The sequence below is a fragment of the Micromonospora sp. TSRI0369 genome (genome assembly GCF_001905625.1).
Classification (GTDB): domain Bacteria; phylum Actinomycetota; class Actinomycetes; order Mycobacteriales; family Micromonosporaceae; genus Micromonospora; species Micromonospora echinospora_A.
The window spans coordinates 506,955-520,306 of record NZ_LIVU01000006.1; the positions used below are offsets into that span (position 1 = coordinate 506,955).

The 13,352-nt window shown below is 73.3% G+C and carries 9 protein-coding genes; 3 read left to right on the forward strand and 6 right to left on the reverse strand.

Going from position 1 to position 13,352, the window contains the following annotated elements; all coding sequences use genetic code 11:
- Positions 1-23: 23 nt before the first annotated feature.
- The 4 genes from AMK25_RS23090 to AMK25_RS23105 form a co-directional block, all read right to left on the reverse strand.
- Positions 24-2,471, reverse strand: coding sequence for a glycoside hydrolase family 2 protein (locus tag AMK25_RS23090; protein WP_073830446.1), 2,448 nt, complete (start codon positions 2,469-2,471; stop codon positions 24-26).
- The gene (locus AMK25_RS23095; RefSeq protein WP_073830447.1) at positions 2,468-3,328 is read right to left on the reverse strand and encodes a carbohydrate ABC transporter permease; all 861 of its coding nucleotides are present in this window, start codon (positions 3,326-3,328) and stop codon (positions 2,468-2,470) included. The genes AMK25_RS23090 and AMK25_RS23095 overlap by 4 nt, the downstream gene beginning before the upstream one ends.
- Positions 3,325-4,326, reverse strand: a complete 1,002-nt coding sequence (locus AMK25_RS23100) for a carbohydrate ABC transporter permease (RefSeq protein WP_073830448.1) — start codon at positions 4,324-4,326, stop codon at positions 3,325-3,327. The genes AMK25_RS23095 and AMK25_RS23100 overlap by 4 nt, the downstream gene beginning before the upstream one ends.
- 70 nt (positions 4,327-4,396) lie before the next feature.
- On the reverse strand, positions 4,397-5,680 hold the full coding sequence (locus tag AMK25_RS23105) for an ABC transporter substrate-binding protein (protein WP_073830449.1): 1,284 nt from the start codon (positions 5,678-5,680) through the stop codon (positions 4,397-4,399).
- A gap of 363 nt (positions 5,681-6,043) precedes the next feature.
- Between AMK25_RS23105 and AMK25_RS23110 the strand changes: the two genes are divergently transcribed.
- A complete protein-coding gene (locus tag AMK25_RS23110) occupies positions 6,044-7,066 on the forward strand; it encodes a LacI family DNA-binding transcriptional regulator (RefSeq protein ID WP_073830450.1) in 1,023 nt (340 codons plus the stop codon).
- A gap of 11 nt (positions 7,067-7,077) precedes the next feature.
- Here the strand turns inward: AMK25_RS23110 and AMK25_RS23115 are convergent, their stop codons facing one another.
- Positions 7,078-9,513: an EAL domain-containing protein gene (locus AMK25_RS23115; protein WP_073830451.1), complete on the reverse strand. Its 2,436-nt coding sequence runs from the start codon at positions 9,511-9,513 to the stop codon at positions 7,078-7,080.
- Positions 9,514-10,021: 508 nt separating this feature from the next.
- Between AMK25_RS23115 and AMK25_RS23120 the strand changes: the two genes are divergently transcribed.
- Complete coding sequence (locus AMK25_RS23120) at positions 10,022-10,405, forward strand: PH domain-containing protein (protein ID WP_073830452.1); 384 nt, start codon at positions 10,022-10,024, stop codon at positions 10,403-10,405.
- Here AMK25_RS23120 and AMK25_RS23125 read toward each other — a convergent pair.
- The gene (locus tag AMK25_RS23125) at positions 10,399-11,325 is read right to left on the reverse strand and encodes a 2-hydroxyacid dehydrogenase (protein ID WP_073830453.1); all 927 of its coding nucleotides are present in this window, start codon (positions 11,323-11,325) and stop codon (positions 10,399-10,401) included. The genes AMK25_RS23120 and AMK25_RS23125 overlap by 7 nt on opposite strands.
- 143 nt (positions 11,326-11,468) lie before the next feature.
- Between AMK25_RS23125 and AMK25_RS23130 the strand changes: the two genes are divergently transcribed.
- A complete protein-coding gene (locus tag AMK25_RS23130) occupies positions 11,469-13,274 on the forward strand; it encodes a SpoIIE family protein phosphatase (protein WP_073830454.1) in 1,806 nt (601 codons plus the stop codon).
- Positions 13,275-13,352: the final 78 nt, after the last annotated feature.

The window sequence follows — 13,352 nt, forward strand, 5'->3', positions numbered from 1 at the left end:
ATCGACGGAGATGGGCGTCCGCCTCAGGTGAGGTCGTTGACGCAGCGCAGCACCGGTCGGTAGGTGAGCGCGGCGGCGTCGAGCGGGCGGGTGGCGCGCACGGTGAACGTCACGCTCTCCCCCGGCAGCAGCGTCACCAGCGCCCGGTCCACCTGCGCGGCCGGGTCGAGGCGGTCCGCGAACAGCGTCAGGTCGCGCAGCACGGTCCGCGCGGTCACCCGGACCCGCCGGCCGCCGTCCGCCGGCTCGACCACCGCGTCCCACTCCGCCGCCGGCCAGCGCACGTCGCGGTCCTCGGCGAAGAACCACAGCGCGCGCTCCGCCGCGTCCCCGGCGTCCGCGACGAGCAGTTCGGCGCGGCCGTCGTCCGGCCGCGCCAGCTCCGCCGGCAGTTCCACCACGACCGAGGAGTACGCCGGGACGTCGAGGTCGACCGAGGTCTTCGCCCTCGGCTCCCCGGTGACTGTCAGCCGGGTGACGGTGGCCGGCCCGTTCCACGCCTCGGCGGTCTCGTTCACCGCGACCAGCGCCAGCCCACCGTCACGTGGCTGCACGGTGAGCAGCCGGTCGGCGTAGGCGCGGCGCAGCGCGTACCACAGGGGTTTGCGACGGCCGTCGCCGTCGATCGCCGACCAGGACGTGACCGGCCAGCAGTCGTTCAGCTGCCACACGACGGTGCCGGCGCAGACCGGCCGGTGCGAGCGGAAGTGCTCCACGCCGAGCTGGATGGCGCGGGCCTGGTTGAGCTGGGTGAGGTAGTGCCAGTCGTCGAAGTCGGCGGGTGGCGGCAGGTGGGCGTCGAGCCCGCGCCGGAGCTTTCCGTCCCCGTCGGCGGCCTTCTGGTGGTGGGTCATGCCCGGCGAGTCGTGCGCGAGCGGTTCGTCGGAGAGCGCCCGGCGCAGCGTCGCGTACGCGGGCGGCGCCTGGTAGCCGAACTCGGCCACGAAGCGCGGCACGTAGTCCCGGTAGCGCGTGTAGTCGTCGGTGTTCCACACGTCCCAGATGTGCGTGGTGCCGTGCGCCGGGTCGTTGGGGTGGAGCTCCTCGCTGCCGGACCAGGGACTTCCCGGCCAGTACGGGACCGTCGGGTCCAGCTCGCCGACGACGGCGGGCAGCAGCTCCAGGTAGTAGCCGCGTCCCCAGGTCCGGCCCGCGAGGGGCTCCTGCCAGTCCCAGTCGTGCCAGCCCCAGATGTTCTCGTTGTTGCCGGTCCAGAGCACCAGCGACGGGTGCCCGGCGAGCCGGGTGACCTGCTCCCGTGCCTCCGCCTCGACCTCGGTGCGGAACGGTTCCTCCTCCGGGTACGCCGCGCAGGCGAACAGGAAGTCCTGCTGCACCAGCAGGCCCATCTCGTCGGCCAGCTCGTAGAAGTCGTCCGACTCGTACCGGCCGCCGCCCCAGACGCGCAGCAGGTTGACGTGCGCGCCGGCCGCCTGGCCGAACCGCTGCGCGAGACGGTCCCGGGTGACCCGGTTCGGGAACGCGTCGTCGGGGATCCAGTTGACGCCCTTCACGAACACCGACACGTCGTTGACGTGCAGCGCGAACGGGGTGCCGTGGGCGTCGGGCGTGGTGTCCAGCCGGACCGAGCGGAAGCCGATCCGGCGGGACTCGGCGTCCAGCTCCCGGCCGTCGGCGGCGTGCAGGCTCACGTCGAGGTCGTAGCGCGGCTGGTCGCCGTACCCGATGGGCCACCACAGCGCGGGGTCCGCGACGGTGAGCGTCACGACGGCGGTCCGCTCCCCCGCCGGTACGGCGATCTCGGCGGTGGCCCCGGCGACGGCGGCGCGTACGGTCAGCGGCTCGTCGCCGGTCCGCTCGATCTCGGCGTGCAGCTCGACCCGGCCGACGCCGTCGGCCACCGTGACGAGCGGCCGGACCGACGCGAGCCGGGCCGTGGACCAGGCGTGCAGGCCGATGTCGCGCCAGATGCCGGCGGTGACGAGCGTCGGTCCCCAGTCCCAGCCGAAGTTGCAGGCGGTCTTGCGGATGAAGTGGAACGGCTCCGGATACGCGTTGGGCCGGTCGCCGAGCCGGTCCCGGTGCGCCTCGGCGTACCGGTACGGGGAGTCGAAGCGTACGGCCAGGATGTTGCCGTCCGGGCGCAGCAGCGCGCGGACGTCGAAGCGGTACGAGCGGTGCTGGTTCTCGGTGCGGCCGACCTCGACGCCGTTGAGCGTCACTGTGGCGACCGTGTCCAGGCCGGCGCAGACCAGGTCGACCCGCTCTTCGTCGCCGGGCTGCCATCCGAACGTCGTCTCGTAGACCCAGTCGGTGCGGCCGATCCAGGTGAGGCGGTTCTCGTTGTCGTCCCGGTACGGGTCGGGGATGAGGCCCGCCGCGAGCAGGTCGGTGTGCACGCAACCCGGGACCGTGGCCGGCACCGCCGTCCCGGCGATCTCCGGCGGCACCGCCGGGCCGGGCTCGGCCCGCAGCGTCCACCCCTCGTGCAGCGACGTTCGACGGCTCACGACTTCACCGCGCCTTCCATGATTCCGCGGACGATCTGACGTCCACCGATGAACAGCATGACCAGCAGGGGGACGGTGGCGATGAACGCGCCCGCGAGCACCCGCCGGTAGATCACGTAGTTGCCGCTTGCCAGGTCGGAGACCGCCACCATCGAGGTGGGGTAGTCGGTGCCGCTGAGCGTGATCAGCGGCCACTGGAAGTCGTTCCAGGTGGCCACGAACGTGAGCAGGCCGAGCACCGCCAGGGCCGGGCGGATCGAGGGGAGCACGATCGTCGCGTACACCCGCATGGTCGTGGCGCCGTCGACCCGGGCCGACTCGACCAGCTCGTCCGGGACGGTGTTCACGATGAACTGCCGCATGTAGAACACGCCGAACGCGGTGATGAGGCCGGGCGCGATGACGGCGAGCAGCGTGCCGTTCCAGCCGAGCTTGCCCATCACGATGTAGAGCGCGACTATGCCGAGCTGGTTGGGCACGGTGAGCGTCAGCACCACGAACAGCATCAACGCGCGGCTGCCCCGGAAACGCAGCTTGGCGAAGGCGAAGCCGGCCAGCGAGCAGAAGAACAGCACCGAGGCGGTCACCACCGCGGAGACGATGACGCTGTTGACGAGCGACGCGGCGAAGTAGACGTCCTGGAGGGAGAAGACCTCCTCGACGTTCGTCAGGAACCGGTCGCCGGGGATCACCACCGGCGGCAGCTTCGCCAGCGCCTCGTCGTTACTCGTGGCGATGACGAACATCCAGTAGAGCGGGAACGCGGCGAACAGCATGCTGACCGCGAGGAGCAGATAGGTCCAGAGCCCGGCCGGGGTGTCCTGCGGGGCCCGGGCCACCACACGTCGGGTCGTCACCGGCGGCCTCCGGAGAGTCGGTTGGTCAGCAGGTAGTTGAGGCCGGCCACGATCAGGATGATCAGGAACAGCGCCCAGGACATGGCGGCGGCGTAGCCGAGGTTGAGGTCCTTCCAGCCGACCTTGTAGATGAGCTGGGCGATGGTCTGCCACTCGCCGTCCGGCCCGCCGGTGGCCGCTTGCGCGTTCGGGTCGAACAGCATCGGCTCGGTGAACAGCTGCAACCCGCCGATGGTGGAGAGGATGACTGTGAACAGGACCACCGGCTGGATCATCGGGACGGTGATGCGCCACAGCTGCTTCCACTGCCCGGCGCCGTCGATCGCCGCGGCCTCGTAGACGTCACGCGGAATGGACTGCATGGCGGCCAGGTAGAGCAGCGCGTTGTAGCCGATCCACTTCCAGTTGACCATGGTGGCGATGGCGACCCAGGCCTGGAGCTTGCCGGCCCGCCAGTCGATCGGGTCGTCCGCGCCACCGATGCCGAGCAGGCCGAGCGCCCAGTTGGCCATGCCGAAGTCGCGGGAGAAGAAGACGCTGAACACCATCGTCGAGGCCACGATCGGTGTCACGTACGGCAGCAGCACGCCCACCCGCCACCAGGTCTGCGCTCGCAGCTTGCGGTTGAGCAGCGACGCGACGAGCAGCGCGAGCAGCAGTTGCGGCACCGTGGAGAGCAGGAAGATGCCGAACGTGTTGGCCAGGGCGTTCCAGAAGTCCTCGTCGGCGATCAGGCGGCTGAAGTTCTCCATGCCCGCCCAGTACGGCAACGTCGGGTCGTCCAGCCGGTAGTTCCGCAGCGACACGACCGCGTTGAACAGCAGCGGGAACAGCCCGAACACGATGAAGAGCAGGAAGAACGGCGCGATCATCAGGTACGGCATGTAGCGCATGTCGAAGCGGTACAGCCGGTCACGCCAGGTCATCCGCCGGTCGCCGGCACTGCCGCGCTGCGGCGCGGGTGGGCGGCGGGGCGGCGCGGCACGGGTGCTGGACATCTGTTCACTCCAGGGCCGGGAGATCGGACGGTGACGGGGCGGACCGGGCCGCCCCGTCACCGCTGACGTGTCAGGACTTCGCGGCCTTCTCGGCCTCCTTGACCGCCTCGGACCAGGCGGCGTCGGACTTGAGCGACTTGTTCTCCACCCGCCGGATCACGTTCTCCACCGCCACCCGGGTCGGGCCGTTCTTGCGGCCCAGGTACTGCGGAGTGAGGCCCTGCGCCATCTTCGGGAAGATCCGGCCGACCGGGGCGTCGTTGAAGAACGGGTTCTTGAAGTCGGCGATGGCCGGGTCGGTGTAGAGCGCCGGCTGCGACGGCAGGTTGCCGACCTTCTTGAAGATCTCGATCTGCTGCTCCGGCGCGACCAGCCAGGTCAGCAGCTTGTACGCCTCGTCGACGTTCTTGCCCTGCTTGGGCAGCGTCAGGAACGAGCCGCCCCAGTTGCCGCCGCCACCCGGTACCGCGGCGATGTCCCACTTGCCCTGGGTGCCGGGCGCGGTGTCCTTGATGTGGCCGAGCATCCAGGCCGGGCAGGCCAGCACCGCGAACGCGCCGCTGGTGAAGCCCTTGTCCCAGTCGGCCTGGAAGCTGACCAGGTTGGCCGACAGCCCGGCGCCGACGGCCTTGACCGTGTAGTCGAACGCGACCTTCGGGCCCTGCTCCATCCGGAGCTGGTCCTGCTCGTCGTAGAACCCGACCGGCTGCTGGCCGAGGATCGGGTTGAACAGGTTGGTGCCCGCGTCGATGAACTTCTTCTTCGTCGTGGCGGTGTACTGCTGGCCGACCTCGATGAACCTGTCCCAGGTGGGCCAGAGCGCGGACACCTGGTCGCGTTCGGTGGGCAGGCCGGCGGCCTTGAACAGGTCGGTGCGGTAGCACATGGCCAGACCGCCGACGTCGGTGCCGAGGCCGATCTGCGTCTTGCCGTCGGCCGACAGCGACTGCTTCCACTTCCAGGGCAGGTACTTGCTCTCGTAGGAGCCGGCGCCCTTGTCGAGCAGGTTGACGAACTTGTCGGACTGGCTGCGGAACTGGACCATGAAGCCCTCGTCGATCGCCGCGATGTCCGGCGCGCCGTTGCCCGCGACGAGCTTCTTCTGCAGGTCCTCGTGCTGGGCGTTGTACTCGCCCGAGTTGAGCTGGATCTTGACGTTCGGGTGCTCGGCCTCGTACCTGGCCTTGAGGTCCTGCAGGCCGAAGTCGCCCCAGAAGTTGATTTTCAGCGTCACCTGACCGCCGTCCGCGTCCGAGCCGCCGGTGGTGCTCCGGCCGCTGCACGCGGCGACCATGACCAGGGCGACGGCACCGGCGGCGGTCACGCGCGCCAGGTGCGTCCAGGACCGTCTCATCTCATCCTCCGCGCCGAATGGGAACGCTCCACATATCGAGGAACGTTGACTGAACCGGATAAGTGAGGCCACCGTACGGTTCACCCCCAGGGCTGTCAACGGGCGGTTACGAACGTGCCGGCCCGGTAACCTCACCGCCCTACCGGACCGCAGGTGGAGGCGCGTTCGCCCGGACACCGGGTGACCGGGGAGAGCGGCAGGCGCACTAAGCTGAACCGCACAAGCAGTGGCCGCCGGACACCCCGGCCGGCCGCCGCTCACGCCGACCGGGCCGCGGCGGCGGTGCAGTAGCGTCACCAGACGCCGGTGAGCCCGGCGACCGAGAACGCCCGCGAGGGCCGGACACAGTGGAGGAACGCTGCGGTGAAGCGGCCGACCATCGCCGACGTCGCCCGGCGTGCCGGGGTCTCCAAGGGCGCGGTGTCGTACGCGCTCAACGGCCAGCCCGGCGTCTCCGAGGCGACCCGCCAGCGCATCCTCGCGATCGCCGCCGAGATCGGGTTCCGGCCGAGCAGCGCCGCCCGCGCGCTGTCCGGCGCGACCGCGAAGGCGGTCGGGCTGGCGCTGTGCCGCCCCGCCCGGATACTCGGCATCGAGCCGTTCTTCATGGAGCTGATCAGCGGCGTCGAGGCCGAGCTGTCGGCCCGCTCGTACGCGCTCACCCTCCAGGTGGTCAGCGACCAGGAGGCCGAGATCGCCGTGTACCGGCGGTGGTGGGCCGAACGCCGGGTCGACGGCGTGCTCGTCTGCGACCTGCGCACCGACGACCGGCGGGTGCCGGCGCTGGAGGAGCTGCAACTGCCGGCGGTGGTGATCGGCGGCCCCGGCCACACCGGTGGCCTGGCGAGCGTCTGGTCCGACGACGCGGCGGCGCTGGTCGAGACGGTGGAGTACCTGGTCGCGCTCGGGCACCGGCGCATCGCCCGGGTCGGCGGGCTGCCGTCGCTGCTGCACACCGAGATCCGCACCGAGGCGTTCACCGGCGTGTGCCGGCGGCTCGGGCTGGACGAGGCGCACACGGTCTGGTCCGACTACACCGGCGAGGAGGGCGCGCGGGCCACCCGCCGGCTGCTCAGCTCCGCCGCCCGGCCGACGGCTGTCATCTATGACAACGACGTGATGGCGATCGCCGGGCTCTCGGTGGCCCAGGAGATGGGCCTGACCGTCCCCGGCGACCTGTCCATAGTGGCCTGGGACGACTCGCCGCTCTGCCGGCTGGTGCACCCGCCGCTGACCGCGCTGGGCCGGGACATCCCGGCGTACGGCGCGCACGCCGCCCGGCAGCTCCTGGCGGTGATCGCCGGCGAGCCGGCCGCCGTGGTCCAGGACGAGACCGCGCACCTCACGCCGCGCGGCAGCACGGCACCACCTCGTACGCAGCGCTGAACCGGTTCAGCTCATCGGGCGGCGGACGGGAACTCCTCGAACCACGCCTCGACCCGCTCGGCGGTCGCCGGCCGGGCCAGCGCGAAGCCCTGCCCGTACCGGCAGCCGGCCCGCCGCGCGCCGGCCACCTGCCCCTCCGACTCCAGCTCCTCGACCACCAGCTCCACACCGAGCCGGTCGGCCAGGTTCGCCACCACGTCGATCAGCGGGCGCTGCCCGTCCCCACCCGGCCCGACCAGGTGCGGGCCCACCTTGAGCAGGTCGATCGGCAGGCGGCGGAGCTGGGCGAGCGAGGCGTGCTCGGCGCGGAAGTCGTCGAGCGCGGTCCGCACGCCGATCGAGCGGAGGCCGGCGAGCCGGGCCACCACGGTGGACAACTCGGCGCCCACAGCCGGCTCGGCCACCTCCACCACCAGCCGCTCCGGCGACACGTCGTACGCGGCCAGCGCGGTAGCGGTACGCGCCACGAAGTCCGGCGCGGCCAGCTCGCGCGGCGTCACGTTCACCGCCATCCACAGCTCCCGGCCGCCCTCCGACCACGCGGCGAGCTGGCGGCAGGCCCGGTCCACCACCCAGCGCCCGATCTCGCCGACCAGATCGAGGTCGGCCGCCACCGGCAGCAACTCCGCCGGCAGCACGGTGCCCAGCGTGGGACTGCGCCAGCGCAGCAACGCCTCGGTGCCGACCGGCACCCGCTCCGCGAGCGCCACCACCGGCTGGTAGACCAGGTCCAGCTCACCGCGCGCCACCGCCCCGGGCAGCTCCCGTTCCAGATCCAGGCGCCGGACCAGTTGCTCCTCCAGATAGGCGTCGTACCACTCGACCCGGTCCCGGCCGAGCTGCACCGCCCGGCGGCGGGCCAGGTCGGCCTGGCGCAGCACGTCCTCCGGTTCGCCGCCGCCGGTCTCGGCCAGCCCGATGCTCACCCGCACCCGGGCCGCCCCGCACGGCCGCGGGTACGGCTCGGTCAGCGCTGCCAGCAGCCGCGTGCCGAGCGCGTACGCGAGCACCGGCCCGAGGTCGGTGAGGATCGCGTACTCGGTGTCGCCGAGCCGGCCGACCAGATCGTGCGCCTCGGCGCCGGCCCGGAGCCGGCGCGCGACCTCGGTGAGGACCGGGCCCTCCGGCACGGCGGCACCCTCGCCGTGCAGGTCGACCACGAGCAGGGCGCCGCCGCTGCGCTGCGCCATCGCCCGGACCAGATCCGCGCGGGTCAACGGCGTGGGCTCGACGGCCCGGGCGTCCGGTCCGAGCCGGCGCCGCAACCACGCCTCACGGGCCGCGAGCCGTTGCACCCGGCGACGCTGGTCCGCGGCGGCGAGCAGTTCCCCCGCCATGATCGGCGGAATGACCGCCAGGCCCAGTGCCATCGCGCCGGTGCTGAACTCCCCCACCGCGCACAGGTGGACACCGGCGGCCAGCGCGGCGATCCCGGCCGGCGCGGTCAGGCGGGGCCAGGCGGCCGGCGCCAGGTCCCGGCCCGGCCGCTCCCCCGCCCAGGCGCGCCGCAGGCCGGCGACGGTGAGCAGCGCTCCCGCCAGCAGCGGCGCCGCGACCACCGGCAGCGCCCGTTCCGGCGCGTCGTACGCCAGCAGCACCACCAGCAACGTCAGCCCGCCGAGCGTCAGCGCCGCCCCGGCGTGGCAACCCGCGGCGCCCGGCCGGCGGCGGCGTTCGGCGAGAGCCGCCACCACGAGCACGGCCAGCACCACCGCGCCGCCCGACGCGGCGATCCCGGCGACGGCCCGGACCGGGCCGCCCGGCAGCAGCATCCAGCCGGCGAAGACCAGGCTGACGCCGAGCGCGAGCACGTCGACGCCACGGCGCACCAACTCGGGGCCGGACATCCGGGACCGGCCGGGCAGGCGCAGCAGCGCCGTCACGTACAGCGGCGTGGTGAGGCACAGCCCGGTCAGCGCGATCGGCAGCCGGTGCGCGGGATCGCTCAGCGGCAGCACCGCGACGGTGAGCCCGGCGACCAGGACGGCGGCGTCCAGGATCGCGGCGACCCGGCGGGACAGCGCGACCCGGCGCGCCTGCCGCCCGGTCGTCACGCCCGGCGCAGCGACGTCCCGGCGCTCGGGCACGGCGGCGACGGCCCGGTGCCCGGCCGGCCGGGCCGGCGAGGCGGCGTCCCGGTACGGCCTCGCGCCCGACTCGGTGACGTCCCGGCGCTCGGGCGGCACGCCGGGCGAGGCGGCGTCCCGGTGCTCGGGCAGGGCGGTGCCCGCGTTCCGGGCCGGCGATTCGGTGGTTCGAGCGTCGACGGTCGGCGGCGCGTTCGGGGTGAGGTCGCTCGGAGCGGCGGGCAGCGCTCCGCCGGCCAGCCAGGCGAGCCGGACGCAGGCGAGCGCGAATCCACCGGCGACGGCGAGCGCGGCGGCGGCCGGGCCGGGTAGAAGCCCGGCGACGCCCGCCAGGAGAAAGACCGCGCCGGTGAGCGACACGGCGACATCGGACAGGGGTGGCCGCCGACGGGGACCGGCGGGAGGAGGGACGGGCACGGCGGTCGCCTTCGTGAGGGGGCACGGGGGCGGTGCGGTTGCGGTTCGCGGTACGACGTGCGGGGGTCGGGGCAGGCGGGACGCATCGGCGGGGACCGCTGCGGCCACGCCTAGAAACGATCCCGGAAGCGCCTGGTGACGTCACCACACCAGTGACATGCGTCACACCCCACCAACGCCGCGCCACCACGACGAGATCTTGGAAGCAAAGGGCCGCCATAGGGGCCGTTTGCTTCCAAGATCTCCACGCACGACCCGCTCGCGCGAGATCTTGGTACGCAATCGCCCTCGGGAGGGCGGAGACGTACCAAGATCTCCAGAGTGGTTGGGCAGCGATGAGGCGGCTTGCACTGCTAGGCGGGCCGCTATGGACGAGCGTGGCGGGGGATGGGACGACGGGCTCTGCCGGGGTGAGGGGTGGTGGGAGTCGGCCGGGTGGGATCATCGGAGGGTGAGCCGTGCCGATACCGTCCGTTTCCGACACAACCAGGCCATCCTGGTCGCCGCGATCGTCGCCGCCATCGGCGCGCTGCCGCTGGCCTCCGCCCGCTGGTGGCTGCTCTGGGTGCTGCTCGTCCCGGTCGCGGTCGCGGTCTGGGCGTGGCGCTCCGGCACCGACGCCGACGCCTCGGAACTGCGGCTGCGGGCGCTCGCCGGGCAACGCCGCGTGCCGTGGACGCGCGTCGCCGAACTGGCCGGCGACGCCCGGGGCCGCGCGCTCGCCCGGCTCGACGACGGCGAAGTCGTCATGCTGCCGGCGGTACGCGCCACCGAGCTGCCCCAGCTGATCGCCGTCACCGGGCAGGAGCTGCCCGGTGAGGCGAATGATCAGTAGCCGTCTACCACCCGGTTCGTCAGCTCCTCCCCGGCCGCGTACCGGCGCAGCTGCTCGCCCACCAGGCGGTACGCCCGGGGCAGCAGACCGCGTACCGAGCCGCCGATGTGCGGGGTGAGCAGCAGGTTCGGCAGCTCCCACAGAGGATGGTCGGCGGGCAGCGGCTCCGGATCGGTGACGTCCACCGCCGCGCGCAGGCGCCCCGAGGCCAGCTCGGCGAGCAGCGCCGGGGTGCTGACCACCGGCCCCCGCGCGGCGTTCACCAGCAACGCGCCGTCCGGCATCGCGGCCAGGAAACGCTCGTCGACCAGGCCGCGGGTCTGGTCGGTCAGCGGCACCAGCAGCACCACCACGTCCGCCTCCGGCAGCAGGGCGGGCAGCTCGTCCACCCCGTGCACGCCCTGGTCCGGTCGCGGCGTACGGGCCACCAGCGTGAAGCTCACCTCGAACGGGGCGAGCCGGTCACGTACCGCCGCGCCGATCGAGCCGGCGCCCACGATGAGCACGCGCTTGCCGGCCAGTTCGTCGGTCGGCGCCACCTCGTCGTACGCCCACTCGCGCCGCGCCTGCGCCCGGGCCAGCGGCGCGAACCCGCGCAGCGAGGACAGGATCGCGGCCACCACCCACTCGGCGGTGGGCGAGTCGTGCACGCCCCGGGCGTCGCAGAGCGTCACGCCGTCCGGGACGCGCCCGGCCCAGGCGTCCGCGCCGGCGGAGAGAAGCTGCACCACCTCGACGTCCGGCAGCCGGGCCAGGAACGCGCCGGCGTCCGGGCCGGACAGGAACGGCGGTACCCAGAACCGCACCCCGTCCGGGGACGACGGGAGCCGGTCCGGGTCCGCCAGCAGCTCCACGGTGACGCCGGGCGGTGGCTCGCCGAGCAGCCGGAGGCCCTCGGGGTGCGGGATCCATGCCTTCACGACCGCCGACGATATCGGCCCCGGGACGGCGGGCGCGGCGTGACCCGTGACGAACACCGCGCCGGGAATGGAGTGGCGGCCCAGCGGGGTATAACCGAGAGCGGGACGCCGGCCGGGCGTTCCGCTTTCTGAGGACGGTGACGATGAGCGCGGACGGCCCGGGGCGGATGTCCGTGCCGATTCCCGCATTGGCCGATCCCGACCGGTTGCGTTCGCTCGAGGAGACCCGGCTCGACGCCGTACCCGACGAGGCGTTCGACAGGTTCGCCCGGCTGGTCGGCGACCTGCTCGACGTGCCGGTCGCGCTGGTCTCCCTGGTCGACGCCGACCGGCAGTTCTTCCCCGGCGCGACCGGGTTGCCGGAGCCCTGGGCGGCGCGCCGGCAGACACCGCTGAGCCACTCGTTCTGCCAGCACGTGGTGGACGTCGAAATGCCGTTGGTGTTGCCCGACGCCCGCCTCTACCCCCGGGTACGCCTCAACCTGGCCATCGAGGACCTGGGCGTGGTGGCGTACGCCGGAATGCCGCTCACCGACCTGGACGGGCGGGTGCTCGGCTCGCTCTGCGCGATCGACAGCAAGCCCCGGGCCTGGACCGCGGAGCAGTTGCGTACGCTCGCCGACCTGGCGGCCGCGTGCTCCTCGGAGCTGCGGCTGCGCATCGCGGTCCGTGGCGCCGAGGAGGCCCGCCGCCGGGCCGAGGAGGCGCACGACCGGCTCGCCATGCTGGCCGGGATGAGCCAGATGCTCGGCGGCACGCTCGACGTGGCCACCGCCGTCGACCGGCTCGGGCACACGATGGTGCCGCTGCTCGCCGACTGGTGCCTGATCACGCTCGTCGACCCGGCGGGCCGCCCGCGCAGCGTCACCGGCGTGCACCGGGACGCCGACCGGGAGCATGACCTCGCCCGCTTCGCCGAGCTGCTGGTCACCGGCCTCGGCCCGGAGTCGCAGATCCGGTCGGTGCTGCGCACCGGGCGGCCGGTGGTGCGCGCGGTGGCCGGCCTGGCGGACGTGGCGCGCGGCGGCACCCACCCGGAGCTGGTGCCGCTCGCCGAGCGACTCGGCGTCGGCTCCCACCTGACCGTGCCGATCACCGCCGCCGGGGACCGGATCATCGGGGCCGTCACGCTCGTCAACCGTCCGGGCCGGCGCGGCTTCGACGACAGCGACCTGCGCACCGCGCAGGACATCGGGGTACGCGCCGGACAGGCGGTAGGCAACAGCCGCCTCTACGGCGAGCAGCGCCACGTCGCCGAGGTGCTCCAGCACAGCATGCTGCCCACCCTGCCGACGGTGCCGGGGATCGAGCTGGCCGCCCGCTATCTGCCGGTCGCGGACCGGGTCGAGGTGGGCGGCGACTGGTACGACGCGTTCGTCCAGCCCGACGGCGAGCTGGTGGCCGCGATCGGTGACGTCGCCGGTCACGACATCGAGGCGGCGGCCACCATGGGTCAGTTGCGCAACCTGGTGCGCGGCAACGCGTACGGGCGCGACGACCCGGTGGAGAAGCTGGTGGCCCAACTCGACCGGGCCATGGGCGGGCTGCGGGTGCCCACTGTCGCCACCGCGGTGCTGGCCCGGATCCGCCCGGACGCGGACGGGCTGCGGGTCTCCTGGTGCAACGCCGGACACCCGCCGCCGGTGCTGGTCCGGGCGGACGGCACGGTCTCGGTGGCCGAAGGACGCGGCCCGCTGCTCGGCCTGGCCCACGTGCCCCGGCGTACCGGCCGGACGCTGGTCCTCGCCCCCGGCGACACGTTGCTGCTGCACACCGACGGGTTGATCGAGCGCCGGGACCGGCCGATCGACGAGGGGCAGGCCGACCTGCTCGCCCACCTCGGCGCCAACGGGCCGGGCGGATCGCTGGACCTCCTCTGCGATCGGCTGCTCGCCGCCGCGCACCGCCGCGAGGACGACGTCGCCCTGCTGGCACTGCGCGCCGGCTGAGCGGACCGGTCCGGCTTCTCCGCCCTGTTCGACAGGCCGATCGAACGACGCTCGACCTGCCCGGTTCGGCGCTTCGCC

What these genes read in the sequence shown, in the direction of transcription:
- AMK25_RS23100 (WP_073830448.1), bottom strand. Translation starts at nt 4,326, where the DNA reads ATGTCCAGCACCCGTGCCGCGCCGCCCCGCCGCCCACCCGCGCCGCAG.
- AMK25_RS23105 (WP_073830449.1), bottom strand. Translation starts at nt 5,680, where the DNA reads ATGAGACGGTCCTGGACGCACCTGGCGCGCGTGACCGCCGCCGGTGCC.
- AMK25_RS23130 (WP_073830454.1), top strand. Translation starts at nt 11,469, where the DNA reads ATGAGCGCGGACGGCCCGGGGCGGATGTCCGTGCCGATTCCCGCATTG.